At 54.6% G+C, this 26,320-nt stretch carries 22 protein-coding genes and 1 other RNA gene; 10 read left to right on the top strand and 13 right to left on the bottom strand.

Annotation, left to right across the window (positions count from 1 at the left end):
• The first annotated feature begins 12 nt into the window (after positions 1 to 12).
• On the top strand, positions 13 to 561 hold the full coding sequence (locus DV520_RS00670; RefSeq protein WP_021919977.1) for a hypothetical protein: 549 nt from the start codon (positions 13 to 15) through the stop codon (positions 559 to 561).
• Between the two features lie 26 nt (positions 562 to 587).
• A complete protein-coding gene (locus DV520_RS00665; protein ID WP_117141452.1) occupies positions 588 to 1,988 on the top strand; it encodes a GH25 family lysozyme in 1,401 nt (466 codons plus the stop codon).
• A 63-nt stretch (positions 1,989 to 2,051) separates the two neighbouring features.
• On the opposite strand, the gene DV520_RS00660 is transcribed toward DV520_RS00665, so the two are convergent.
• The gene (locus tag DV520_RS00660) at positions 2,052 to 2,699 is read right to left on the bottom strand and encodes an HAD family hydrolase (protein ID WP_117141451.1); all 648 of its coding nucleotides are present in this window, start codon (positions 2,697 to 2,699) and stop codon (positions 2,052 to 2,054) included.
• Between the two features lie 128 nt (positions 2,700 to 2,827).
• On the opposite strand from DV520_RS00660, the gene DV520_RS00655 reads away from it, so the two are divergent.
• Positions 2,828 to 3,448 carry a thiamine diphosphokinase gene (locus DV520_RS00655; protein ID WP_117141450.1) on the top strand — a complete coding sequence of 207 codons (621 nt, stop codon included), beginning with the start codon at positions 2,828 to 2,830 and terminating at the stop codon, positions 3,446 to 3,448.
• Positions 3,449 to 3,500: 52 nt separating this feature from the next.
• Here DV520_RS00655 and DV520_RS00650 read toward each other — a convergent pair whose 3' ends face one another.
• From DV520_RS00650 to DV520_RS00600, 11 genes are all read right to left on the bottom strand, one after another.
• A complete protein-coding gene (locus DV520_RS00650; protein ID WP_117141449.1) occupies positions 3,501 to 4,310 on the bottom strand; it encodes a hypothetical protein in 810 nt (269 codons plus the stop codon).
• A 161-nt stretch (positions 4,311 to 4,471) separates the two neighbouring features.
• A complete protein-coding gene (locus tag DV520_RS00645) occupies positions 4,472 to 6,166 on the bottom strand; it encodes a glutamine--tRNA ligase/YqeY domain fusion protein (protein WP_117141448.1) in 1,695 nt (564 codons plus the stop codon).
• A gap of 234 nt (positions 6,167 to 6,400) precedes the next feature.
• Positions 6,401 to 8,011: an NAD(P)/FAD-dependent oxidoreductase gene (locus DV520_RS00640; RefSeq protein WP_117141447.1), complete on the bottom strand. Its 1,611-nt coding sequence runs from the start codon at positions 8,009 to 8,011 to the stop codon at positions 6,401 to 6,403.
• Positions 8,012 to 8,102: 91 nt separating this feature from the next.
• Positions 8,103 to 8,672: a prolyl-tRNA synthetase associated domain-containing protein gene (locus DV520_RS00635; RefSeq protein ID WP_117141446.1), complete on the bottom strand. Its 570-nt coding sequence runs from the start codon at positions 8,670 to 8,672 to the stop codon at positions 8,103 to 8,105.
• Between the two features lie 80 nt (positions 8,673 to 8,752).
• Positions 8,753 to 9,898: an acyl-CoA dehydrogenase gene (locus DV520_RS00630; RefSeq protein ID WP_021919985.1), complete on the bottom strand. Its 1,146-nt coding sequence runs from the start codon at positions 9,896 to 9,898 to the stop codon at positions 8,753 to 8,755.
• Between the two features lie 84 nt (positions 9,899 to 9,982).
• Positions 9,983 to 11,002 carry an electron transfer flavoprotein subunit alpha/FixB family protein gene (locus tag DV520_RS00625; protein WP_021919986.1) on the bottom strand — a complete coding sequence of 340 codons (1,020 nt, stop codon included), beginning with the start codon at positions 11,000 to 11,002 and terminating at the stop codon, positions 9,983 to 9,985.
• Between the two features lie 21 nt (positions 11,003 to 11,023).
• Positions 11,024 to 11,833, bottom strand: coding sequence for an electron transfer flavoprotein subunit beta/FixA family protein (locus tag DV520_RS00620; protein WP_021919987.1), 810 nt, complete (start codon positions 11,831 to 11,833; stop codon positions 11,024 to 11,026).
• 384 nt (positions 11,834 to 12,217) lie between these two features.
• A complete protein-coding gene (locus tag DV520_RS00615; RefSeq protein WP_021919988.1) occupies positions 12,218 to 13,432 on the bottom strand; it encodes an aspartate kinase in 1,215 nt (404 codons plus the stop codon).
• Positions 13,433 to 13,539: 107 nt separating this feature from the next.
• Positions 13,540 to 14,730, bottom strand: coding sequence for a homoserine dehydrogenase (locus tag DV520_RS00610; protein WP_021919989.1), 1,191 nt, complete (start codon positions 14,728 to 14,730; stop codon positions 13,540 to 13,542).
• Between the two features lie 49 nt (positions 14,731 to 14,779).
• On the bottom strand, positions 14,780 to 15,220 hold the full coding sequence (locus DV520_RS00605; protein WP_021919990.1) for an ACT domain-containing protein: 441 nt from the start codon (positions 15,218 to 15,220) through the stop codon (positions 14,780 to 14,782).
• 187 nt (positions 15,221 to 15,407) lie between these two features.
• Entirely contained in the window at positions 15,408 to 17,837 is a 2,430-nt protein-coding gene (locus DV520_RS00600) for a transglycosylase domain-containing protein (RefSeq protein WP_117141445.1), read from the bottom strand.
• Between the two features lie 248 nt (positions 17,838 to 18,085).
• Between DV520_RS00600 and DV520_RS00595 the strand changes: the two genes are divergently transcribed.
• The 6 genes from DV520_RS00595 (at position 18,086) to DV520_RS00570 (ending at position 23,658) form a co-directional block, all read left to right on the top strand.
• A complete protein-coding gene (locus DV520_RS00595; protein WP_021919992.1) occupies positions 18,086 to 18,385 on the top strand; it encodes a DUF1292 domain-containing protein in 300 nt (99 codons plus the stop codon).
• Positions 18,386 to 18,425: 40 nt separating this feature from the next.
• Positions 18,426 to 18,617, top strand: a non-coding RNA gene (gene ssrS, locus DV520_RS00590) — 6S RNA.
• Positions 18,618 to 18,949: 332 nt separating this feature from the next.
• Positions 18,950 to 20,104 carry an iron-containing alcohol dehydrogenase gene (locus DV520_RS00585; protein WP_021919993.1) on the top strand — a complete coding sequence of 385 codons (1,155 nt, stop codon included), beginning with the start codon at positions 18,950 to 18,952 and terminating at the stop codon, positions 20,102 to 20,104.
• A 162-nt stretch (positions 20,105 to 20,266) separates the two neighbouring features.
• A complete protein-coding gene (locus tag DV520_RS00580; RefSeq protein WP_021919994.1) occupies positions 20,267 to 21,559 on the top strand; it encodes a hexokinase family protein in 1,293 nt (430 codons plus the stop codon).
• A 104-nt stretch (positions 21,560 to 21,663) separates the two neighbouring features.
• Positions 21,664 to 22,917 carry a CapA family protein gene (locus DV520_RS00575; protein WP_021919995.1) on the top strand — a complete coding sequence of 418 codons (1,254 nt, stop codon included), beginning with the start codon at positions 21,664 to 21,666 and terminating at the stop codon, positions 22,915 to 22,917.
• 87 nt (positions 22,918 to 23,004) lie between these two features.
• Positions 23,005 to 23,658: a Crp/Fnr family transcriptional regulator gene (locus tag DV520_RS00570; protein WP_117141443.1), complete on the top strand. Its 654-nt coding sequence runs from the start codon at positions 23,005 to 23,007 to the stop codon at positions 23,656 to 23,658.
• Positions 23,659 to 23,661: 3 nt separating this feature from the next.
• Here DV520_RS00570 and DV520_RS00565 read toward each other — a convergent pair whose 3' ends face one another.
• Positions 23,662 to 24,327, bottom strand: a complete 666-nt coding sequence (locus tag DV520_RS00565) for a DUF2461 domain-containing protein (protein ID WP_117141442.1) — start codon at positions 24,325 to 24,327, stop codon at positions 23,662 to 23,664.
• A 527-nt stretch (positions 24,328 to 24,854) separates the two neighbouring features.
• Here DV520_RS00565 and DV520_RS00560 point away from each other — a divergent pair.
• Positions 24,855 to 26,234 (top strand): radical SAM/SPASM domain-containing protein, encoded by a 1,380-nt coding sequence (locus DV520_RS00560; protein WP_117141441.1) that lies wholly within the window; start codon positions 24,855 to 24,857, stop codon positions 26,232 to 26,234.
• The last annotated feature ends 86 nt before the right edge of the window (positions 26,235 to 26,320 follow it).

The following is a 26,320-nucleotide window of genomic DNA, read 5'->3' as shown; positions in this document are numbered from 1 at the left end:
AGGTGATTTCTTATGCGTAACCGACTCAGTTTCCGGGTGGCTTTCTGCGGCGTTTTGGCCGCCCTCATGATTGCCGTGATGCTCTTGGGAACCATGATTCCCACAACCACTTACATCTGTCCGGCTCTGGCAGGGGTCCTTCTGCTCCCGGTTGTCTGGGAATTTGGCTTTCGCACCGGCGCTCTGCTCTACCTGGCCGTGGCTTTGCTAAGCCTGATTCTCTCCCCCAACAAGGAGGCCGCGTTGTTCTTCGTCCTGCTGTTTGGCTGGTATCCCCTGCTCCGTCCCAAGCTCCAGCACCTGCGTCGTAAGCCTTGGCGGATCATACTGAAGCTGCTCCTCTTCAACTTGGCCTTGGCAGTCATTTTCGCGCTCCTGCTGTTTGTGTTTGTCATGCCCGACCTCCAGGCAGAGGCACAGACCTGGACAGGCCTGGTTCTGGCTGGAATGCTTCTGCTGGGTAATGTGACTTTTTTGCTGTACGACGTTCTGCTGGGACGGATCGGTGACCTGTACGTTTACCGTCTGCGTCCCAAACTTTTCCCACACCATTTTTCCTGAGAAAGAAACGATGAGGTATTTTTCCAATGAAACAGAAACAGAGAATTTTTTCCCTCTTCCTGCTTGTGGCCTTGGTTTTTTCGCTGGCCGCGCCGGTCTCCGCAGCGGGTGAAATGAACTTTACCGACGTGGCACCAGATGACTGGTACTATACTTATGTCAAAGACCTCTACGACAATGACATTGTCCACGGCACCACCCCCACCACCTTCTCCCCCCAGGGGCAAGTGACGCTGGGAGAAGCCCTGAAGCTGGTCCTTATGTCCGCCGGCTATGGCGATCAAATACCCACCGGTTCCCATTGGGCCAGCGGATTTTATCAGCTGGCCCAGGAGAACGGGTTTCTCCCCTCTGGCCTCAGCTTGGGGCTGAATGACCCCATCAACCGTCTTCAAATCGCAGAGATCATCGTCAATGTCCTGGATCTCTCCCGCACCTCCCATGATCCCTCTCCATTTGCGGACACCGAGGATCTTTCCGCCCTGATTCTCTACGACCACGGCATCTTCCAGGGGAATCAGGTCAATGGGGAGCTTCTCTTCCAGCCCCAGGACCACATCACCCGGGCAGAGATTACCACGGTAATTTGGCGTGTTTATGAACTCAAAAATCAAACCCCCGAAGAGCCGGAAGAACCAGACAATCCCCCTGACCTCCCGGAAGAACCGGAAGAGCCTGAGGAACCCACCGGTGACTACTTTTACTTTGGCGGGAAAAAAGTCTATGTGGTGGAGGAGATGCCCAAACGGACCTATGATTCCTCTCTGTTCCAGGTCAACGAAAATGGTTTCCTGACGTACGACAGCGACAAATACACCAGCAAGATCGGCATTGATGTCTCCCGTTACCAGGGCAGCATTGATTGGGCGGCAGTCAAAGACGCCGGGGTTGAATTTGCTATGCTGCGTCTGGGTTACCGGGGATACGGCACCGGCGCCATTGTAAGAGACAGCTACTTCTATCAGAACATCCAAGGCGCTTTGGAAAATGGAATTGAAGTCGGCGTCTACTTCTTCTCCCAGGCCATCAATGAGGCAGAGGCCGTGGAGGAAGCCCAATTCTGTATGGACCTGCTTCAGGACTACTCCATCACCTATCCCATTGTGTTTGACTGGGAACCCTATGACAGTAGCCTGCATCCTCGCACGGAAGGACTCTCCGACGAGATGCTGACCAAGTGCGCCGTTGCCTTCTGTCAGGCAGTGGAGGCAAATGGGTATGACAGTATGGTATACTCCAATTTGACCTATTTCTATCTCCACTATGATCTGTCCAAGCTGGTTGACTTTCCACTTTGGCTGGCGCAGTACAATAAAACGCCAACCTTCTACTACCACTTTGATATGTGGCAGTATTCCAGCACTGGTAAGGTCCCCGGCATTGAAGGTAATGTTGACCTGAATATCCAAATGATCCCCAAAACTTAATCTGTGGTCTCCCTTCTAAAAATAACCGCACGTCTGAGAACCCCTCTCAGACGTGCGGTCGTTTTATGCCTGCTGATAGAACCCAGCAAAATCTGTCCAGTCAGTAAGATACCAATGACAGGTGGCCTTCAATGCCTCCTGGTCGCTGTATGGATCGGCCACACCGGCCACCCGATAGCCCGCCTGATAGGCGGTCTGGGCCGCATGGACAGCGTCCTCAAACACCCAAGTGGCTTCTATGGCAGTCCCCATTTGTGCCCGGGCATGGTGAAACAGGGCGGGGGTCCGTTTATCCACTCCCAACTCACCACAGGTGTACACTGCGTCCAACAACGGCAGCAGGCCTGTCCGCCGGAGCCCCTCCATCATCACCGCCCGGTCTGTGGCAGTGGCCAAAACAGCGGGGATTCCCCTCTCCCGGAGGGCCTGCAAAAACTCCTTTGCGCCGGTCTTGCACACCACCTGCTCACAATAAAATGAGCGGATGGAACCATTGATGCCCACCTCAATGGCATCCACTGACAGGGACAGACCATAGCTCTCCCGCAGGTAAGCCGCGCACTGGGACAAGCTGAGGGGAAAAAGAATCTGCCGAAGACCCGGACGGGCTGTCACCCCCAGGGAGGCCAGGTAACGCTCCCCCACCGTATCCCACATTCCCATGGAATCCAGCAGGGTGCCATCCGCATCAAAAATTGCCCCTTGGATCATCACTCCGCCCTCCTCATGCTAAAATTCTGCCGGTTCAGTCTAACAAAAAATTCCCCTCTGGTCAAGGCTGGAAGAACATGGTATGATGGAACCATCCCCAAAAATCCTTTGGAAAAGAGCTGATTTTTATGTCTCCTCCCGCCTGCTTTATCTTTGGTGCCGGCCCTTTCTTTGGTCTGCCAGTCTCCCCAGCCCCAGGGGATGTTGTTTTCGCCGCTGACGGAGGTTACCGCCACTGTCAAGCCGCCGGGCTGCAGCCCGACTTGCTGCTGGGCGATTTCGACTCTCTGAATGACCTCCCCAAGGGGATTCCCATTCACACCTTCCCTGTGGAAAAGGACGACACCGACACAATGCTGGCCATTAAATACGGCCTGAAAGAGGGATACCGCACATTCCACCTTTACGGCGGTACCGGCGGCCGTCCGGATCACACCCTGGCCAACCTTCAGGCCTTGGGGTTTTTGGCCCAGGCGGGGGCAACGGGCTATCTCTACGGAAAAAGCTATCTCTTCACTGCCCTCCGCAATGGTTCCCTCACCCTCCCCGCCCGGAAAGAAGGGATTTTCTCCCTGTTCTGCTTGGGGCAGGAGGCTCAGGGGGTTTCGATTCACGGCGCCCAATACCCTTTGGACCGTGTCCCCGTCTCTCCTTTCTTTCCCATCGGTGTGAGCAACCATTTCCAAGGAAATCCCGTGACCATTCAGGTGGAAACGGGCTGTCTTCTCATCGGTTGGGAAATCCCATAATTAAATAAAACAGGCCCCATCGAATCTTATTCGATGGGGCCTGTCTTTGTTTTTACATCAATTTTGAGGTGAAATAAACCGCCAGGATAAACAGCCACGCAGCCATAATCCACATCGCGTAGTAAGCCACAGCAGCCCCCAGCGCCAGCGGCGCCAAAAGGAGAATGGCTGTCACCGCCGCCGTCAAATAATACGGCAGATAGGCCGCGCCAGGCTGGAGAACCACAATCTCCTTGCCCCGAATCGTCCATACACCATCCTTCTGTTTCAGCTTGAGGGCCAATGCCACCCCCACTGCCGCGATTACCAGGGTGAGGGCCAAATAGCCGTAGTACACCGCGCCGCTGAGAAATGTCCGATACACCCAAAAGCCCAGCAGCCCCATGCCGCCTATCACGGCACAGCCAAAAAATTCCTTTTGATATAGATAGAACACCATCATCAGCACACCCAGGCCAGGCACCACCGCCAGTACCATGGGGGCCGCCGTGGTCTCCAAATTCCGCATCAAAAGGCCGCCTATGCCCATACACAGAAATCCGCAGGCCACAGCCGCCTGGAGGGTTCCGTCTTTTCCGCTGTCTCCGTTCCGAACCTTCACAGCCCAGACCAGGAACAGCACAAAAAGCACAGCACCCGCAATGGGAAAGACCGTCAACACCTTGTACAGCGGCATCTTAATTCCCAATTCACTGACACGGGTGTGAACATAGAAGCGATTGATGAGTACCATCACCACCTCAACCACTGCGGCAGTGGCCAGCCAGAGGAGCATCCGGTTAAACGCACGATCCTCAATCTGTTCTCGGGTACGCACTTCCGGCGGCTTGTTTCTTCCGGTTTTTATCTCGTTTTTCTTCATACGGTGAAAACACTCCCAATTCCAGGAACGGACCTCCCCTGACAGGGACATCCTTACATGATCCTTGCTATTGTACCAGAAAACGTGGGGTTTCGCAAGGTAGAGAAGGGGTTTTCTCCTCCCTGCTTTCCCCAAAATTTCCAGCTTTCCAGGGTCCGATTTTACTTTTTCTTAAAACTATCCTTCAGAGAAACGCTCCGGTTGAACACCAAGTGCGTTGGAGAGGCATCCTGACTGTCCAGACAAAAATACCCCTGACGCATAAACTGATAGGCCTTCGCTGTCTTCCCAGCCTCCGGCATGGGGGCTTGGGCCAGCCCCTGTTCCACTTTGCAATGGGTCAAGATCTGAAGGCTCTCCGGGTTTAAGAAATCCAGGAAATTTTTTTCTGGGCCGTCGGGAGCGGGGTCGGTAAACAGTGCGTCGTACAGACGTACCTCCGCATCCGCAGCGGTCTCCGCTTCCACCCAGTGGATGGTCGCTCCCTTGACCTTCCGCCCATCGGCGGGATTGCCGCCCTTTGAGGCGGGATCATACTCGCAGAGAACCTCAATCACTTCCCCTGCCGCATTCTTCATGCAGCCTGTGCAGCGGATTAGATAGGCGCCTTTCAGGCGGCACTCCTGTCCACCAGGAGTAAGACGTTTGTATTTGGGAATTGGTTCCTCCAAAAAGTCGTCCGCCTCAATGTAGAGTGTGCGGGAAAAAGGCACTTCCCGCACGCCCGCCTCCGGGTCTACGGGGTTGTTCTCCACGGTGACAGTCTCCCGCTGCCCCTCCGGGTAATTGGTAATGGTGAGCTTTACCGGGCGAAGAACCGCCATCACCCGCTGGGCGGTCTCGTTCAGGTCCTCCCGCAGGCAGGACTCCAGAAACGCCCAGTCCACGGTGGAGTCCACCTTAGACACCCCAATGCGCTCACAAAAATTCCGAATGGATCTGGGGGTGTATCCGCGGCGGCGCAGGCCACAGAGGGTGGGCATGCGGGGATCGTCCCATCCCGAGACCCGTCCCTCTTCTACCAAAGCCCGCAGCTTCCGTTTGGACATGACCGTATAATTGATCCCCAAACGGGCGAATTCAATCTGCCGGGGCTTGCTGGGGAGATCACAGTGCTCCACTACCCAGTCGTAAAGGGGACGGTGATTTTCATACTCCAACGAACACAGAGAGTGCGTAATCCCCTCCAAGGCATCTTGAATGGGGTGGGCAAAGTCATACATGGGGAAAATACACCATTTTGTCCCCTGCCGATGGTGCTCAATATAGCGGATTCGGTAGAGCACCGGGTCCCGCATATTAAAATTGCCCGAGGCCAAGTCAATCTTCGCCCGGAGTGTATACTTTCCCTCCGGGAACTCGCCCGCCTTCATCCGTCGAAACAGTTCCAGGCTCTCTTCCACCGGACGGTCCCGCCAAGGGCTCTGTGCCGGGGTAGTGGTATCCCCTCGATAAGCCCGGAACTGCTCCGGCGTAAGTTCACAAACATAGGCCAGTCCCCTCTGGATCAAGTCCTCCGCCAATTCGTAGGTCTGCTCAAAATAATCAGAACCATAATAGAAACGGTCTCCCCAGTCAAAGCCCAGCCAGTGGATATCCTCTTGGATGGCATCCACATACTCTGTGTCCTCCTTGGCCGGGTTGGTGTCATCCATACGCAGATTGCAGATGCCGTGGTACTTTTCCGCCGTACCGAAATCAATGGTCAGCGCCTTGCAATGTCCGATATGGAGGTAGCCGTTGGGCTCTGGCGGGAACCGGGTGTGCACCTGTTTCCCCGCACAGCGCCCGCCGGGCTCCAGCTCCTCTTCAATGATGCTATGAATAAAATTGGTGCTCATGGTCTCTTCCGCCATGGTATTCACTCCTTACAAGAATCTTCCAAACCCGTTGACCGCAACCGCAAGACGCCGGTCGTCCCCCGCGTCCCCCGCTTTCCCTTGGGTGTGCACAAAACAGCCCCGCAGTGTATATCCCTGCGGGAACCTCTGTCCGCTGCCGGTCATGCAGTCTCTGTCAATAATGTTTTATTATACACTGTTTTAGGATAAGATTGCAACCGTCTCTTTGAAAAAGAAGCGGAATTCCCTCTATTTTTCAGGCATTTCCCCGCAAAGCAGAGGATGGGCCACTGCCTCCGCCACCCGGACTCCATCCACAGCAGCAGATACAATGCCACCAGCGTACCCCGCCCCCTCTCCACAGGGGTACAGCCCGCGAAGATTGGACTGCAGGGTCTTGTCACGCAGAATACGGACCGGGGAGGAGGAGCGGGTCTCCACCCCCACCACCAAAGCATCTGGCGCGGCAAAGCCATGGAGTTTCCGATCCAGTGTGGGAAGCGCCAGCGCCAGGGTATGGGCAACATAATCGGGCAGGGTCTCCCGCAGATCCCCAAAGAAAACATCCGGACGATAGGTGCTCCGATGGGCCAGGCCCTTGGGGGTGGGCAATCCGCGCAGGAAATCCCCCACACGCTGCGCCGGTGCTTCATAGCCGGGCCGCCCAAACTGATAAGCCTTTCTCTCCCAAATCTCCTGAAACGCAACGCCAGCCAAAGGGTCCGCGCTTCCAAAATCACTGGGGCCAACCCCAACCAGGAAGCCTCCGTTGATAAATTCACCATCCCGAGCCCGGTTGCTCATGCCGTTGGTCACGATTCCCCCCGGTTCCGAAGCAGCCGCCACAATCTGGCCCCCGGGGCAGACGCAAAAGGTATAGGCAGACCGGCCGTTGGGCAGATGGCAGACCAATTTGTAATCCGCAGGGGGCAGCTTTTCCCAGCTCTCCCCAAACTGCGCCTGACTGATGCGGGCCTGCGGATGCTCGATCCGCACGCCAATGGCAAAGGGCTTCTGCTCCATGGCGGCGCCAGCCTCCCGCAACATTTGAAAGGTATCCCGGGCAGAGTGACCTGGTGCCAAAACCAGTGCATCGCAGGGCAGATCATACTTTCCCTGTTCTTCTGCCACAGTGATTCCCTCTAAATGGCCCCCGATCACAGTGAGGCCGCTAAAGCAGTGCCCAAAGCGCACTTCTCCGCCCAGATTCTGAATCTCTTCCCGAAGATGCCTGACAACATTCCGAAGCAGATCGGTCCCCACATGAGGCTTATGCTGCCAGAGAATATCCTCCGGTGCCCCTGCCTCTACGAAGGTGCGCATGACATAGGACCGGCGGGGATCGTGGGTCCCCGTGGTCAATTTTCCATCGGAAAAAGTCCCTGCGCCCCCCTCTCCAAACTGAACATTGGAGGCGGGATTCAAATCCCCGCCCCTCCAAAATGCCTCCACATCCTTCACACGCTGTTCCAACGCTTGTCCGCGCTCTAAGACAATCGGCCGTAGGCCTGCCCGCGCCAAGCAGAGTGCGGCCAGCAGCCCTGCCGGACCGCTGCCCACCACCACAGGAGGCTTCTGGGAGGTTCGGGTGACAACGGGAAAAGTGTAGGCGGGTCCCTCCTCGGCAAGGCGTACCTGACTGCTCTTTACCCGCGCCACCACATCGGCCTCCCCAGAAAGGGCCACATCCACCGTCATCACATAATGAACATCCGACTTCTTTCTGGCGTCAATGGACTGGCGCACAGGAACACAGCGATGAATCTTACCCATAGGAACCCCTAAAATTCGGGCGGCCTTCTTCTTCAATAGTAAGAAATCTCCTTCTGGAGGCAAGATTATATTTGAAACTCGTACCATGGTCGTCTCCTCTCCGCCGATAGTTTACACTGTACAGACAAAAAGACCCACGCCGCCGGAACATGCCGGCAGTATGGGTCCGTCCGCCTACTCAGTGGACCTCCTCCCGCTCCTCCGGGAGCTCCACCAAAATTGGCTCCACACCCAAATAGGGCAGAAACTTATTTCGAATCTCCGCCATAGAGAGGTTCAGCGTAGAGGTATTGATACAGGGATGGCATCCAATTCGCACCCACTCTGCAACAGGACGATCCAAAATAAGCTGCACCCGATGACCCCGGTCAAACATAAGTGCCAAAATGGTGGCAGAACCAGGGGTTACATGCAGATACGCTTCCATATCCTCTGGAGAGGCAAAAGAAAGCCGGGCTGAGCCAATTTGCTTCGACAGCTCCTTAGTACGGAAAGGCTTTTCCCCTTCCATCAAAAGGAGATAAAAAGAGGTCTTCTGGCGGTTGCAGAGCACCAGATTCTTACAAATCGGAGCACCCAAAACCTTCTCGATCACAGCACAGTCCGCAATGGTGTGGGCCGCTGTATGATCCACACGGTCATAAGAGATCCCCAGCTGATCCAATAAATCATAGCATGCAATCTCCTGCGGCAGCCGGTCTGTCTCACCCGTCGGCCTGCCCGTAAAACGAATGGGATGAATTGTCATTTGAGCCACCTCTCTTAAAAAAGAGGGCAGTGGCGAACCACTGCCCTCTCTTTCACGATCACATCGAAAGAATCGTTTGATTACTTCAGCATCCAGCCGGAAACGACCATCTTCTGAACTTCGGTGGTACCCTCATAGATCTCGGTGATCTTAGCATCACGCATCATTCTCTCGAAGGGATACTCACGGGTGTAGCCGCAGCCGCCGACCAGCTGAACAACACGACGGGTCACGTCAGAAGCCACATCAGCAGCGAACATCTTGCCCATAGCAGCCAGGTGGCTGTAAGGCTCGTGGTTCTGCTTGGCCATAGCAGCACGATAGATCAGCAGACGAGCAGCGTCCACCTTGGTCTGCATATCAGCCAGCTCGAACTGGGTGTTCTGGAAAGCAGACAGAGGCTTGCCGAACTGCTTGCGGTTCTTCAGGTAAGGAATGCACTCGTCAATGGCGCCCTGTGCAATACCCAGAGCCTGTGCAGCAACACCGATACGGCCGCCGTCCAGCAGCATCATAGCGATCTTGAAGCCTTCGCCTTCCTTGCCCAGCAGGTTCTCAGCGGGGACCTCGCAGTCATCGAAGACCAGCTCATAGGTAGCAGAAGCACGGATACCCATCTTCTTCTCCTTGGTGCCGAAGCTGAAGCCCTTGAAGCCCTTCTCCACGATGAAAGCGGACAGACCCTTGTGGCCCACGCTCAGATCGGGGTTGGTACGGGCAAAGACCACATAGGTGTCAGCATAATAGCCGTTGGTGATGAAGATCTTGGTGCCATTCAGGATGTACTTGTCACCCTTCAGCACAGCGGTGGTGCGAACGCCGTTGGCATCGGTGCCAGCGCCGGGCTCGGTCAGACCCATAGCACCCAGCTTCTCGCCCTGTGCCAGGGGAACCAGGTACTTCTGCTTCTGCTCCTCGGTACCGAACTCCAGGATGGGCCAGGAGCACAGAGAACCGTGAACGGAGAACATGATGGAGGTGGAAGCGCAGTACTTAGCCAGCTCCTCGCAGCAGACGATGTAGGTCAGGTAGGACAGACCAGCGCCGCCGTACTCCTCGGGGATGTAAGTACCCAGCATGCCCATTTCAGCCAGCTTCTCGCGGGCGTTCTGGGTGAACTCTTCCTTCTCGTCCAGTTCAGCAGCGATGGGCTTGACTTCCTTCAGGCAGAAGTCGTGGAGCATGTCGAGAATTTCCTGCTCCATCTCGTTCAGTTTGAAATCCATAATTTTTCCTTTCTTTCCCCTGGAGGACGCCCTCCGAAAGGAGAGCGCCCCACAAGGTATATTTAAATTTTTTTTGCTAACAAATTAGTCCTTGTCCGCCAGAATCAGCTTGGTCAGTGCAGGGCAGACATCATACAGGTTGCCGATAACACCCAGGTCAGCCACGCCGAAGATGGGAGCCTCGGGGTCCTTGTTGATGCAGACGATGAAGTCAGAGGAGCCCATGCCAGCCAGGTGCTGGATTGCGCCGGAGATACCGCAGGCGACATACAGCTTGGGGCCAACGGTCTTACCGGTCTGGCCAACCTGATGGGAGTGGGGAATCCAGCCAGCGTCAACAGCGGCACGGGAAGAACCAACCACGCCGCCCAGTGCGTCAGCCAGAGGCTTAATGGTGGTCTCGAAGCCCTCGGGACCGCCCAGGCCACGGCCGCCGGAGACGATGATCTCAGCGCCTTCCAGGTCTACCTTCTCGCCTTCCTCAGCGATGGTCTCGATCAGCTTAATGCGGATCTTATCAGCGGGGAAGACAAAATCAACCTTCTCCACCTCAGCGGTGCGGGAGTAATCAGCCTCCAGCTTCTTATTCACGCCAGGACGGCAGGTGCCGATCTGGGGGAAAGTGAAGGGGCACAGAATGGTGGCCATCAGGTTGCCGCCGAACGCGGGACGGGTCCAAGCAACCTTGCCGGTGGCCTCGTCGATGTCCAGAGAAGTACAGTCAGCGGTCAGACCGGTCTTCAGACGGCCAGCCACACGGGGGCCCAGGTCACGGCCCAGGGGGGATGCACCCATCAGAATGGTGGTGGGGCAGTCCGCCTCAACGCAGTGTACGATAGCGGCGGTGTAAGCGTCGGTGCTGTAGTGGCCATACACCTCGTTGTCCACCAGAAGAACCTTGTCAGCACCGTGTGCAATGGCTTCCTTCACAGCGTCCTCGCAGTTGTGGCCGATGACCAGAGCAACCGCCTTGCCGCCCTGGATGCCAGCCAGGCGACGGCCGGGATTCAGCAGCTCCAGGCCGACATTTCTTGCCTTACCATCTTTGGTTTCAATAAAGACCCATACGTCCTTGGTCTTTGCTTCATAGCTTGTCTGTAACATTGTTCTTTGTCCTCCCCTCTATTAGATAATGCCCTTGTCCTTGAGCAGGTCGTACAGCTTCTTTGCGGACTCTTCCGGAGTCTCTTCCTTGATCTTCAGGCCGCCTTCCTTACGAGGAGGAGTGAAGCTCTTCTTAACCTTGGTGGGAGAACCCTTCAGGCCGGATCTCTCCACGTCCAGGCCGCAGTCAGCAGCACTCAGAACGGGGATCTTAGCCTTGTTGGCTGCCATCTTGGACTTGATGGTGGGGAAGCGGGGCTCATAGTCAGGCTTGGTCACGGTCACAGCGCAGGGGCAAGCCATCTCGAGAATCTCGAAGCCTTCCTCCAGCTCCTTCTTCACGCGCACGCTCTTGCCATCCTCGGTGGGCCAAACTTCCCAAGCGTAAGTAACCTGGGGAATGTCCAGATCCTCAGCGACCTGGGGGCCAACCTGCGCGGTATCGCCGTCGATAGCCTGCTTACCGAACATGAGCATATCGAACTTGATGCCTTCCAGCTCCTCAATCTTCTCCTTAGCCTTGGACAGAATGTAACCAGTGGCCAGGGTATCGGAACCGCCGCAAGCACGGTCAGAGACCAGATAAGCCTTGTCGCCGCCGACAGACAGGCACTCCTTCAGAGCGGCCAGAGCCTGCTCGGGACCCATGGACAGGACGACGATCTTGGTATCCTTATCCTTGTCCTTAATACGGGCAGCAGCTTCGAGTGCATAAGCATCGAAGGGGCTGACAATGGCGGGAACGCCTTCACGCATCAGGGTGTTGGTCTCGGGATCAATTTTGATAATGGTCGTGTCCGGCACTTGTTTAATGCAAACAAGTATGTTCATTTCTGATTTCCCCCTATTTTTGATTTGTTTTATTTTGGCATGGCCGGCCGCTCTCTCCCCCGTGAAACCTCAGAATCATCGCATGACAATCCCCGTTTCCACCGGAAAAAATTCCAAACCGCTCTGCCAGATAAACGCCGACCCGAAGTCGCCTCCGGTGGCAGACGTTTCGCCGGAAGAGTACAAATTTACGCCCTTCCAGTACATTACGGTGTGTATTATAACAAAGGTTTTTTCAAATTACAAGCCGGGAAAGTATCGCATCAAAAAAAATTTTTTCCTGCTTCTCCCTGGAATTTGGTTGTTTCGCCTAAATATGACAGGGGAGCTTTGCCGGGAGCCGGTTCTGCTGCCCGGCTCCCCAAATTTCTTCCATTTCCAACGTTATTCGCCAAAGAACTTGTCGTGAATTGCCTGCACTGCATGATTGGCATCCACCTCATCCAGCAGGACGGAAACTTTAATCTCACTGGTGGAAATCATGTGGATATTAATATCCGCATCGTACAACGCACCAAACATTTTAGCCGCTACACCGGCATTGTCCACCATACCGGCCCCCACAATGGACACCTTGACCACACTCTTATCCACGTCGATGTGGTCAAATGCCAGGCTGGCCTTGTGTTCCTCCAGCAGGGCAACTGCCTGATCCACGTCACTGCGGCGGACGGTAAAGCTGATATCCTGGGTTTCATTCCGTCCGATGGACTGCAGGATGATGTCAACATTGATATTCTGCTGCCCCAGCAGGGAGAAGACCTTGTAGGCGATTCCGGGCTTATCTTCCACCCCCACCAGCGCCAAACGGGCTACGTTCTTGTCTTTTGCCACACCACTGATCTGGGTCTTTTCCATTTGCTTCGCAACCTCCTTGACTTTCGTGCCCGGCTTTTTCTCAAAGCTGGACAGCACTTCCAAATTCACCTGATACTTTTTTGCCAGTTCCACAGAACGGTTATGGAGCACCTGCGCACCCAAGCTGGCCAGTTCCAGCATCTCGTCAAAGGTGATCTCCTCTAACTTCCGCGCCCCAGTCACATGCCGGGGGTCCGCAGTGTAAATCCCATCCACGTCGGTGTAAATCTGGCACAGGTCCGCCTTCAGCGCCGCGGCCAATGCCACAGCGGAGGTATCCGATCCCCCTCGGCCCAAGGTGGTCACATCTCCATACTTGTTGATCCCTTGGAAGCCCGTCACAATGACAATGGAGTGGCTCCGGTCCAGTTCAGACTGGACACGCTCCACATTGATCTTCTTGATCCGCGCACTGCTGTAACTGCTGTTGGTCTGAATGCCCGCCTGCCAGCCAGTCAGAGAAACCACCGGCAGTCCCATCGTCTCAATGGCCATGGCGCAGAGGGCGCAGGAAATCTGCTCCCCTGTGGACAAAAGCATATCCATCTCCCGCCGGGAGGCATTGGGGTTAATCTCCCGTGCCTTCTCAATCAGGTCATCTGTGGTGTCACCTTGCGCGGATAGCACAGCCACCACCCGGTTGCCCTGGCGATAGGTGTCGGCAATGATCTGCGCCACATTGCGCAACCGCTCCGCATTGGCCACGGAGGTGCCGCCAAATTTTTGTACAATCAGTCCCATCTCACATACCTCCTGTCACCCGACACGGACCGCCGCGTCAGGGGGAACGAGATTGTTTTTATTTTAATATGTTGTCCCTTCATCTTATGTTGCAGGGACGAAAAAGGTCAATCCAGCACCCGAATCACTGCCAGCACCTGCTTACCTTCCAACATCTGGTCCAGCTGTGGACGGGTCATTGCAGGCGTGATCCAGCCGCTCTCCCCTTCCTTCCCGCCGGAAATGGTCAGACGCTCTCCAGAACAGGTGCCCTCCGCCAATCGGACATACCACTGGCTGGCCAGCTGGTCAGAAGAGACCACGCTGGACGGGCGGTTGGGCTGCCAAGGCCGGTAGCTGGCTCGCTCCAGCTGACGGGCAGCGGCAATGACGTCGGCCACCACGGCGCTGGCGGTGGGAAGTTTTCCCGCTCCCCGTCCATAGAACATCACATCTCCCGTGGCATCCCCTTTGACCAAAATGGCGTTAAAGACATCGTCCACACCGGCCAGGGGATTTTGCAGACTGATAAAATGGGGCTCCACATAGGCACAGACGGTACCATCCTCCCTGGCAATGGCCCGGCCCAAAAGTTTAATCCGCCGCTGGCAGGCATCTGCATAGGCCTCGTCAGCCAGGGTAATGCTGGTAATACCTGTGGTAGGCACTTGTTCCGGCAGCAGGTGCCAGCCAAAAGCGATGGAAGATAGAATACAGAGCTTGCGACAGGTATCCTGCCCCTCCACATCAGCAGCGGGATTCTGCTCTGCATAGCCATTGGCCTGCGCCCCCTTGAGAGCCTGCGCAAAGGGAATGCCATCCTGCACCATCCGGGTGAAAATGTAGTTGGCCGTGCCGTTGAGAATGCCGCAGATTTCCAAAATATCGTTGGCTGCCATGCACTCACTCAAGGGGCGCAGGATCGGAATACCTCCTCCAACACTGGCTTCAAACAGATAGACCGCCTGATGCTCTGCCGCCAGTTCCAGCAGGCGGCGTCCGTGGGTGGCCACCAACTCTTTATTGGATGTAACGACGCTTTTTCCCGCTTTTAATGCCCGTTCTGTAAAATCCAGGGCAGCGCCCACACCGCCAATGGTCTCCACCACCACATTGACCTCAGGATCCTGCTCAATGACAGAGAAATCCTTGACAAAGCAAGCGGCAAAAGGGCTGTCCGGAAAATCCCGCACATCCAGTACATATTTTAATGAGATCAATTCATCCGCTTTCTTGCTGATCCCGGCGCCATTGCCAGTAAGCACTTCCGCTACACCGGAACCCACCACGCCGAAGCCTAAAATTGCTACGTTTACCATATTTTCTATCCCATCCTTTTTTGATCTGATCATCCCATGCTGCCGGCGGTCACCCCGCCAAAATCTCACCCCGGAGGACGCCTTCCGCCCCGTTGAGGCGGGCCAGAAGCTCCTGCAGGCTCCCTTCCAGGCCAGAGGTCTCTGCGTTGACCGTCACCACCGCGCATCCGTTGATGGGGATGCCCTGATTGATGGTTAAAATGTTGGCCCCGGACCCCGCGAACAGATTGAGCACATGGGAGAGGATTCCAGGCTCATCCTTCAGCATGATCTGGAAGGTGACGATCCGGCCATGGAGCATATCCTGAAAGGGCCGGACCGCGTCTTTATACTTATAGAAGGCGCTGCGGCTGATCCCGGCCAGCTGAACCGCTTGGTTCACCGTCTCAGCTTCTCCGGTATCCAGCATTCGCCGGGCATCCACCACTTTGCGGAAAATTTCCGGAAGAGCCTCCGCGTCTACAATGTAATAGTTTGGCGCCTTTGACATGATTCGCCTCCGTTCCCATTCGATCGTCATTTTGATTCGTGCGAGGGATATTCTATCACATCTGTCCGTGTATGGCAACCCAAAGTATTTGTCTGGACGACAGTTTTTCTCCTTCCTTTCTCCTGATTTCAGTCAGATCAAGCAAAAGCGGACCCTGAAACATCAGGGTCCGCTCTCTTTCCGCAGATCAGCCGGCCGCTGCCATGCGTCGGCGCCGGGGCGTGGTCTCTGTTCCGCCCCCCTCCGCCGGCGGTGTTTCCGGTGTGGTGCCGCCGCCGGGATCTGTCGTGCCCCCGCCGGGATCGGTTCCGGGATCTGTTGTATTGTCGCCGGGATCTGTGCTGGAGCCGTTCCCATCGGAACCATTGCTTCCATTTGTGTCCGCAGGCTTCTGAACCTTATGATAGGTACAGGTTCCCGTAGGCACATCTTCTGCGAAGAACGTACCCGTCGCCAAATGGCCGCCGCAGGCGGGGCCGGGCAGCATGCCGCTGGACAGACAATAGGTCACCGTCTTCAGACTCGAGGCATCCGGCTGTGCAAACTCCTTATAGGGCAGCGTCTTGTGAACCTCAGACATCACCTGCCGCCACAATGTTGTGGAGGGATTGCCCAAGTGGCTGGACAAACGTTCCTGCCGGTCATAGCCCGTCCAGACCGCAGCAGTATAATAGGGCGTATATCCCACAAACCACAGGTCCTTCCGGGATGTGGTCGTACCCGTCTTGCCTGCAATATCCTGACCAGTAAAGTTGGCTGCCTTGCCGGTGGCGCCGCTGCCGCCGGTCACAACCCGCTGCAGCATCTCTGTCATATAATAGGTGGTGCGCTGGGAAAGGACATCCTTTTCTGGTTCGGACTCGTTGCGCAGCAGCACTTGTTTGTTGTTGTCGATGACCATGGTATAGGTTTTCGGCTCAACGTAAGTGCCCTGGCGGGGGAATACCGAATATGCCGCTGCCATCTCGTAGGTGCTGACACCTTCCGTCAGGCCTCCCAGTGCCAGCTGCGCCAGGCCAATATCTGTATAGGTCGTTCCCCCCTTGGTCAGGGACTTGATGAGCTTAATGTGGAACTTATCCTGCATGAAGTTAAAGCTGGTCTCTGTCCCCACCATATCCAGCACCTTGACGGCCACCGTGTTGATAGACTCCTGCACCGCCTTCGCCACGGAGACGTTGCCTTGGTACACGCCAGTGGCGTTCACAGGCCAATCTCGCCCGTCAACTTTCCCATAAGGGCTATCCTCCACCATGGTGGCAGGGGTCACCTTCCCCAACTCAATGGCCGGGGCATAAACCGCCAGGGGCTTAATGGAGGAGCCCGGCGGACGCTTACTGCTGGTGGCCCGGTTCAGGCTCCGGCTGGCGGTTTTTTCTCCCATGCCGCCGGCCATGGCCACCACCTCACCGGTCTCATTGTCCACAATGGTGATGGCCGATTGGAGCTTTTGTCCGCTGCTGGAGGTCACATTCAGGTTGTTTTGGTCCTGATAGACCTTGTCCACCGCAGCCTGGACCTCGGGCTTCATACAGGAATAGATTTCCAAACCGCCGGAGAACACCTTGTCTTTGGCATACTGCTCAGACCAGTTATAAGTCTCCATTAGGTCCTCAATCACGTCGTTGATGACCTGGTCCTCATACCAGGAATAGATGGTGCTGTTGGTCTGTACCTCTCCTTCGTTTTGCCCATCCTCGTTGAAGACAAGCTCCTCCGCCACGGCAGCATCGTACTCCTCTTGGGTGATATACTTCTGCTCCAGCATAGCGTTCAGAATGGTCTCCTGGCGCTCTTTGTTGAAGTCACGGGAGGTCTTAACCTCTCCTGTCTCCTCATCTTTCACTTCCAGGGTACCCAGGGGATCATACTTCGAGGGGTTGTTGGTAATCCCGATCAGGCTGGCACATTCCGCCAGAGAAAGCTCCGAAACGTGCTTGCCAAAATAGGTGTACGAGGCGGTATACACCCCGTTGCATCCCTGCCCCAGATAAATGTAATTGAGGTACGCCTCCAAAATATCTTCCTTGCTGTACTTTTTCTCAAACTCCAAGGCGCGGAAAATCTCCATGATCTTTCGCTTGACGGTCACCTCATTGTCGCTGGTCATGTTTTTAATCAGCTGCTGGGTGAGGGTGGACCCGCCCTGGATGTCCTTGCCAGTAAACATCAAGGATACGGCCTTCGCCGTCCGGACCCAGTCCACGCCGTTGTGCTTATAAAAACGCTTGTCCTCAATGGCCACGGCGGCATTCTGAAGATTCTTGGGAATCTCCTCGATGTCCACCCAAACACGGTTCTCAGCTCCATAAAGGTTTTGGGTCACTTTATAGGCACCTGTTTCCGGGTCTTTACATAGAATCGTACTGGTCAGGTTTAAGTCATAAGCCGTCATCTCCAGGCCCGCATTGGGAATAATCACATTCTTAATATAGGCCGCCGCCATACAGAGCAGCATGGCAGCCGTGATGACAAAAATCAGCACGATGGTCATGACAACCTTAAAGGTCTTCCCATGCTTTTTTCGTTTTCGTTTGGCATTTTTCCCCTGCCGATTGCGGGGATCTCCAGGATCCCGCCGGTCACGGGAGGGGCGTGTCTCACGATGATAGTCCAAATTGACACCTCCGAATTCGATCGTTATGATGAAAAGCGCGACGCACTTCCGAAAAAGGCGTCTGTTTCTGTCGTGCAATGATTGTGAACCGTGCCTATTTTATGTATTATACCACAGGATTCCAATTTGTCTATCCGTGAGAGGGCAGGTTTTTGAGGAAACTTTACTGAAACTTTTCTCCCCTTTGGGCTTGCTTTTTTCATTTTCACAAGGTACAATACAGGCAGATAAGCAAAGGAGAATATTTCATGAGCGAAGAATACGGCGCAAATTTTATCACCGTAACCGACGAGGAAGGCAACGAGTTCGAACTGGAGCATCTGGACACCATCGAGTTTCAGGGGCAGACCTATCTGGCCTTTTTCCCCGCTGTCCAGGATGGGGAAGAAGCCCAGAACGAGGAAGAAATGGGCCTGGTGATTCTCAAAGCAATCCAGGAAAACGGAGAGGAAATCCTTTCCACTCTGGACAGTGACGAAGAGATTGACGCGGTCTACAACGAATTCATGAAAGAGCTCTTCGCCGAAGAGGAAGAGGCCCCGGAATAACTCCCTTTCTCTGCATCAGTTGTTGTTATCATGGAGCAAGGACGCCCTGCTCGGTGCGTGGAACTGGACCCTTTTAAACCCACATTTTTGAAACGGGACGCTCACTCGCTGTGTGAACTGCAGGCCTCCCAGCCTCGGCTGGAAGTTGGAAGCAACGAAGCACCGCGGAGGCAACCCACCTGCCATCTCGTGCAGGTTTTAATTGGGTCCCCACGGCCAGAGCGGGGCTTTCTAAAATTGTGCGCTGTGTGCGCTTTTTTCTTCTCTGTCCCTTCTCAAGGCAAGCGGACAGAGTTTTTTTGCTGTTATCCCTCTGTTCATCTGGACACTTTTTTGCAAAACGACGGGGATAGCATCTTTTCTCCAATTCTTTTCCTTTATTCTTTTTGTCAAGTATACATTGTGCCCAAAAAATGCTTTCTATTCTTGTTGCATATTTTCATCGGCTAACAACTTGCCAGCACCCTTTATCAATGGTATACTAAAGCTGTCAACAGTTTAGCCATTCTTTGTGGTTAAACCGTATAAACACATTTGAGTTACTTGGAAAGGATGCGATTCCCTATGATTAAAGATTTTGGTTTCATCATCCCTCAGAACTGCCAGTTCGGTATGGGCGCGCTGAAGAAGCTGCCTGACTTCCTGAAAGCTGCCGGTTCCGACAATGTTATGCTGATCTCCGACCGTGGCCTGGAAGCCATCGGTGTTGTGGACAAAGTCCGTGAGATCATCAAGGGTGCCAACCTGAAGTACAGCGAGTACCTGGATGTTCTGCCCAACCCCACCACCACCATCGTGGATGAGTGTGCCGCACAGTACAAGGCTGCTGGCTGCACCGCCATCATCGCTCTGGGCGGCGGCTCCCCCATGGACGTTGCCAAGGCTGTGGGCGTTGTTGCTAAGTTCGGCGGCACCATCGGTGACTATGAAGGCGTCGGCAAGGTGCCCGGCCCCATCGACACCCTGATCGCTGTGCCCACCACCGCTGGTACCGGCTCCGAGGTCACCGTGGCCGCTGTTATCACCGACGAAGCTCGTAACTACAAGCTGTCCGTCCTGGGCCCCGAGATTTCTCCCACCTATGCCGTTCTGGATCCCGAGCTCATCATGACCGCTCCCGCTTCCGTGGCTGCTGCCTGCGGCGTTGACGCTCTGATCCACGCCATGGAATCCTACATCAACACCGATGCCAACCCCTTCGCCATGGCAATGGGTGAGAAGGCTATGGAGCTCATCGGCGGCAACATCCGCAAGTTCGTCGCACGCCGCAACGATCCCGATGCTGCCTGTGCCATGATGCTGGGCTCCACCTTTGCCGGTATCGCTTTCGCCAACAACCGTCTGGGTGACATCCACGCTATGTCTCACCCCGTGTCCGCTTTCTTCCATGTTGCACACGGTGTGGCCAACGCCGTTCTGATGCCCACCATCTTCGAGTTCAACGCTCTGGCTGCTGACGAGCGCTATGCCAACATTTATCAGTACATCACTGGTAAGGAAGCCGGCCCCGACTTCGTGCCCCAGATGCTCTGCGACGCTCTGCGTCAGCTGAACAATGACCTGGGCATCCCCGCTTGCCTGGCCGACGTGGGTGTGACCGAGGACAAGATTCCTCAGATGGCTGTTGACGCCATGAAGAGCGGCAACGTCATGGTTAACCCCAGAATCACCACCGTGAAGGATGTTGAGGCCCTGTATCACAAGGCTATGTACAAATAATTCTTCCAACATAGGAGGAATCTATAAAAAAGAGACCGGGTTTTTCCGGTCTCTTTTTTTGTCTTTTGCTCTTTATCTTTCGGGAAAACATGGTATACTATCCTTATCTATTGATATTTTCACGGGAAGCTTTCATCTTCCCACCCCTGAGGAGGCTTTTCTATGAATGCAGCTGTCCAGCAACAATTGACCAACCTTCTTCGGGCCAACAGCATGACCCCAGATACGCTGGATGGGTCTACCCTAACCCAACTTTTTCTCTCTCAAATGCGGATCTCTCTCTATGGCGGGGTCGCTTCCATCCCGATGTTCCCCACCTTCTTGCCGCCTTTTGGGACCCTCACTGAAAACAAACCTATCGCTGTCGCCGAACTGGACGATCAGGAAATCCGCGTTTCTCTGGTCACCTTCTCCCACGGCGAGGCTCACTTCTCGGACCAGGATCGTTTTCCTATCCCCGGCCGGGAATATCCTGCGCCTTGGGAGGACCTGATCTATGCCATTGGGGAACTGACGCAGCCCCTTCTGGACCGGGCACAGGGGCTGGCCCTCTGTCTCCCCTTCCCCGTGGTCTATGACGGCAAGGGGGACGGCACCATTTCCCGTTTCCCCGGCTCCATGACCATCCACGGTTTCTCTGAAAAACCGGTGCTGGCTTCCCTGCGGGAGGAATTGCAGAGCCGTGGCTGCCCCATTCCTCCTATGACCCTCATCAATGAATCAGACGCTGTCCTTTTGGCAGCGGGGGTGCAAAATCCGGGGCAAGGCCGGTACTTGGGGGTGACTTGGGGGAGCAGCATTGATGTGGGTTTTGTCGCCCCAGGCAGCATTGTGCTCCGCTGGCCGGGGATTCCGGGGGATCTGACCCTCTTTACCGGGGGATTCTCCCAGGCCCAGTGCGTCCCCTTTGGCCTGGTGGATTACAGCAAAGACAGAGACTGCTATGCCCCTGGTCTGGACCTATATTTGAAAATGGTCTCCACTGACTATCTGGGGGAGATCTTCCGTCTGGTCATGATCAAGGCTGCGGAACGGAAGCTCCTTTCCTTTGGGTGCAGTCGGGATATCCTCTCTCTTACCCAACTGGACCTGGAGACGGTGCTGCAATTCATGGCCGATCCCCAGGCAGGAGGGACCCTGGCTCATTTCTGCCGGGAGCCAGAGGACCGAGAGGTGGCCCTGGTTGTTGCTCAGGCCGCCCTGGAACGAGCAGCCCGTCTGGTCTGCGCGAATCTGGCCGCTGTCATCCAATTCATTGGCGGCGGACGGGACGCCAACGCACCGGTCTGTTTGTCCCTCCAGGGAAGCGCCTTCTCTGCGCCTCCCCTCATGGCCATCTTTGAAGCACAGGTCCAAGCCTATCTGCGAGACACTTTGGGCCTTCACGTCACACTCTGGCAGGGTGACAATGCCCTTCCTGTGGGGACAGCCGCTGCCGCACTCTACCGCACCTGACCGCTCCCTGTTGATTGTTCCCATCCTGTCTGGTGGCAACAAATGCCACGTTTACTCCGCCTGTGTCATCGAGCAGGGGGCTTCTCAGAATGAAAGGAAGTCACATGAAGAAAAAACTGCTTTTTTCAGCTTTGATCCTCGTTCTTCTCTGCGTTATTTTCATCTTTTTAGGGCTTCGACAAAACGCCGCCCCCGCTGGCAGCACAGCCTCCCAGGACAACAAGGAACCTATTACCGCTACCTTGGCAGTCTGCGGGGACATTATGAGCCACTCTCCCCAGACCAACGACGCCTATGACGCTGCCACGGACACATACAGCTATCTCCCCTGCTTTCAGTCCGTCTCCTCCTGGATCGAAGCCGCGGACTATGCCGTGGCCAACTTCGAAACCACCCTCAATGGTCCCCCTTACTCAGGGTATCCCCAGTTCTGTGCTCCCGATGCCCTGGCGTATGACCTGAAAACCATCGGATTCGATCTGGTCACCACGGCCAACAATCACAGCATGGATAAGGGCTTTCAAGGGCTTGCCCGGACGCTGGACGTTTTGGACCAGGCGGGGCTCCAACACGTGGGAACCTACCGGACCCAGGAAGCGTTCACCCAGAACAACGGTGTCATTGTAGCGGACGTGGGAGGAATTTCCGTGGCTTTTCTGGGATACACCTACGGAACCAACGGGATTGCAGTTCCTCAGGATAAGGATTTTTCTCTGAATCGGTTCAACACCGATTACACTGGCGCATGCGCCACCCTGGACCAGGAAAAGCTGCAGCAGGAGCTGGCTTACGCAGAAAGTCTGGGGACAGATTTGATCGCTGTGATGGTCCATTGGGGCATTGAGTATCAGACCACGCAAAACGCATATCAGGAGCAAGTGGCTGACTTTTTGATCTCTCACGGAGCCGATCTGATTTTAGGTAGCCACTCTCATGTCCCTCAGCCATTGGAAACCCGCACCGTCACGCTGGATGACGGCTCTACCCGGTCGGGTCTGGTGTGCTATTCCCTGGGAAACTTTGTCTCCAACCAAAGCCCTGCCACGGTCAATGTCAACTATACCGATACCACTGCTATTTTGAACCTGGAACTCACCAAAGACCCCGCAACGGGGGAAACGACCGTCTCCCATATCAATTACGTTCCTCTCCTGGTCCTCAACCGGGGGGCCAATGTCCAAGACCGCTACATCATTCTGGATGTAAACGCCGCGATAGCAGAGTACAAAGCAGGCAATACCACCACTGTCTCTGACGCTGTCTACCAGAAACTGGAATACGCTCTGGAAGGATGCCACACCATCTTAGGGGAAAAGTACGACACTGCGGGAAGTCCCCCTGCCGGCAGTGCCGCCTGAAATTCCAAAAAGTCCGTTGCAAAAGCAACGGACTTTTTCTATAATAAGGTGCATACACTATTCTAATCCCCCAGGGAGGCAACCACGATGCACCACCCCCAATTGGAACAATGCCCGCTGTTTCAGGGCCTCACGCCGGAAGAGCAGGCATACGCACTCTCCTACTTTGATGCAAAGACAAAGACCTATGAAAAAGGGGAATTTCTCCACCACGTTTCCTTCCCTTTGGAACGCTTTGGTCTGGTTCTCTCCGGAACCGTTCAGGTCTATATGGACGACATGGACGGACACCACATCATCATGAACAGTGTGGGCGCAGGGGGGCTCTTTGGAGAGGCCTATTGCTTCTTGGGGACCGACGCTCCCATTTACATCTGCGCCGTCACGGAATCGGAAATTCTCTGGATGAGTCCCAACCGGATCAAAGCGCCGATGCCACCATTTCGTCCCTTGGACTGGGCCCTGTCCAACCGCTTCATTTCCGCCCTGGCCACCCGGACGCTGCACATGAACCAGCGAATTCAGATTCTCTCCCGCAACACCCTGCGGATGAAGCTGACCACCTTTCTCTCCCAATACGCCGCTGCCCAGGGCGATTCCTTTACCGTTCCCTTTGACCGGGCCAGTATGGCCAATTTTTTAGGCGCTGACCGCAGTGCTCTGTCCAGAGAACTGTCCAATATGCGCCGGGAAGGGATCATCGATTACCACCATAATTGGTTCCGCATCTTAAAAAAGTAGCTCTCATTCCCCTTGGCTGCAAATCCTGGAGAAATAGCGGTAATAGGGCATCAGCGCCTCATAAGCCTGCAGCAGTTCATCCACCAACGCCCGGCTGTAGAGAAGGTCATCAATCTCCCGGTCACAGGTAAGATCCAGGTTTTTGCGATTGTACCACTGGTCCAAAGGGGGCTGTGCGGTGCCTTTGGGGCGCTTGTATTCCTCTGCTCCCAGCCGGAACCGGGTTTGCCTCTGAAAGGCGTTTGCCAACGGCAGCATATCCTCGGGATGTTCGTCCATTGCCTTACGAAACTTTGCCATGAGAGCCGGCCGGGCCTCATAGATACCAAGACCATAGGCATAGCCGGCTGGATAAATTTCAAACCAGAACACCGGCTGCTCCGCCCAGTTCTCCCCGGACATCCGCAGGGAAAACCACAGATGGCTTTTATAGGGCCCACGGCCATAGAGCCGGCGGGCATCCCGATAGATGCGGCTGACCCGCACCATCAAAGGCAGTTCCTCATGGGCCGCAGAAAACCGTGCATAGACCTCCTGGGCCAGCTGGCGCAGGGGGCTTTGTACGTAGTCCAGGTATTCCTGCTTATGCGCCTCAAACCAAGACCGCTCATTGTTAAAGCGTATCCCCCAGAGAAAGTCATTGGTCTGCTGGGAAAATCCCTGAAACATGTCTATCCCTCCTATTTGCTCAGACTGTAAAGAAATATTTCTTTTTCGTGGATAAAATCTCATAAAATGGCCATGTTACTCATGTCTCTTTGGCCTTTATTACGCTTTCAACCTTCCGTTGCCGATTCTTTTGGGAACCGGTAAACAACGATTTAACCGTCCCTTCCCGCCCCCCTCTCCTCATATGCTCAGATTTTGTATTGTAACATAACACGCGCTCATTTTCAATTATTTGGAAAAATATGGATTGCAAACTCCATTTTTCCATTTATGTAACTACTTTTGTAAAAAACACTTGCAAAATAAAAAATAAAGTCCTATAATAAGCGACAGGCTTTTCCTGCCTCTCCTCCGATCAAAATGGTCTGGCTTATTTTCATGGTATTCTCACTATTTGTATGGGTTGACGCTTGCAAAATGCAACAGAACGTACTATGATATACACTGACCGCTTTTGATTCTTGCTTTCCACTCTATTCTTATTTTGGTCGGAGCTTTCTTGATATCGCACATAAGGGAGGAAATTTATTATGTTAGGCGACAGCATCAAAAAATTCGCATTGAGTCAGGCCTTTTCCTACATTGAAAAGGACCCCATCAAAAACTTAACCCATGTAATGGACATGGTGGACAAATTCGCGGGTGACGGTCCCCAGTCCTTCCCCCGTCAGCGCCAGGCCATCCGTGACGCCATCAACAACGAAGACTCCACCGCCCACAAGCTGGTGCTTCGTATGATGACTGAAATGGATCTGGGCTTTACCGAGACCTTATTGTCCAACCTTTTCCTCAACGCCAGCATCACCGGCTGGAAAAAGCAGGACGAGTACCGCACCAAGTACAACTGCAACGTGCCCTGGGCCATCCTGCTGGACCCCACCTCTGCCTGCAACCTTCATTGCAAGGGATGTTGGGCCGCAGAGTACGGCAACAAGTTGAACCTGTCCTATGATGAAATTGATGATATCATTCGCCAGGGTAAGGAAATGGGCACTTACTTCTATATCTACACCGGCGGTGAACCCCTGGTGCGGAAAAAAGACCTGATTAAGCTCTGCGAAAAGCATTCTGACGCCATCTTTATGTGCTTTACCAACGGAACTCTGATCGACGAAGAGTTTGCACAGAACATGCTGAAAGTAAAGAATTTTGTGCCTGTTATCAGTGTGGAAGGCTTTGAAGAAGCGACGGACTCCCGTCGGGGCAATGGCACATATCAACGAGCCGTTAACGCCATGAATCTGCTTAAGCGCAATCGTCTGCCTTTCGGCATCTCCACTTGCTACACCAGCGCCAATATCAAAGACGTCAGCACAGAGGCTTATGTGGACCAGTTGGTGGAATGGGGCGCTTATTTTGTCTGGTACTTCCACTACATGCCTGTGGGCAAGGATGCGGTGCCGGAACTGCTCCCCTCGCCGGAACAGAGAGAATATATGTATCACCAGATTCGGGAGCTCCGGGGAAAGAAGCCCATCTTCATGCTGGACTTCCAGAACGACGGCGAGTATGTAGGCGGATGTATCGCCGGCGGCCGCCGTTACCTCCACATCAACGCCAACGGTGACTGCGATCCCTGCGTGTTCATTCATTATTCCGATTCCAACATCCGGGAAAAGACTCTGCTGGAAGCACTGTGCTCTCCCCTGTTCATGGCATACCACGATGGTCAACCGTTCAATGAAAACCATCTGCGGCCCTGCCCCATGCTGGAGAATCCGGAAAAACTGCGGGAAATGGTCCACAAATCCGGGGCACACCCCAGTGACGTAACCGCCCTGGAAGACGTGGATGATCTGTGCGCCAAATGCGACAGTTACGCGGAGAACTGGGCTCCCACCGCCGAGCATCTGTGGGACTGCTCTCACAACTGTGCAACCTGCGGCAAGGTGGCTGTGGGAAAGTAACCGGGAATTGTTTACAATCTATTCGTTGTTATTTTTGACGAAAAATAGTATACTACCTTTGGTTGCAAAAACCGGAGGCCCCATGG

Source organism: Evtepia gabavorous, from assembly GCF_003425665.1.
Taxonomy (GTDB): Bacteria; Bacillota; Clostridia; order Oscillospirales; family Oscillospiraceae; genus Evtepia; species Evtepia gabavorous.
Note: the sequence above shows the minus strand (reverse complement) of the source record. Positions and strands in the feature narration are given on the sequence as shown.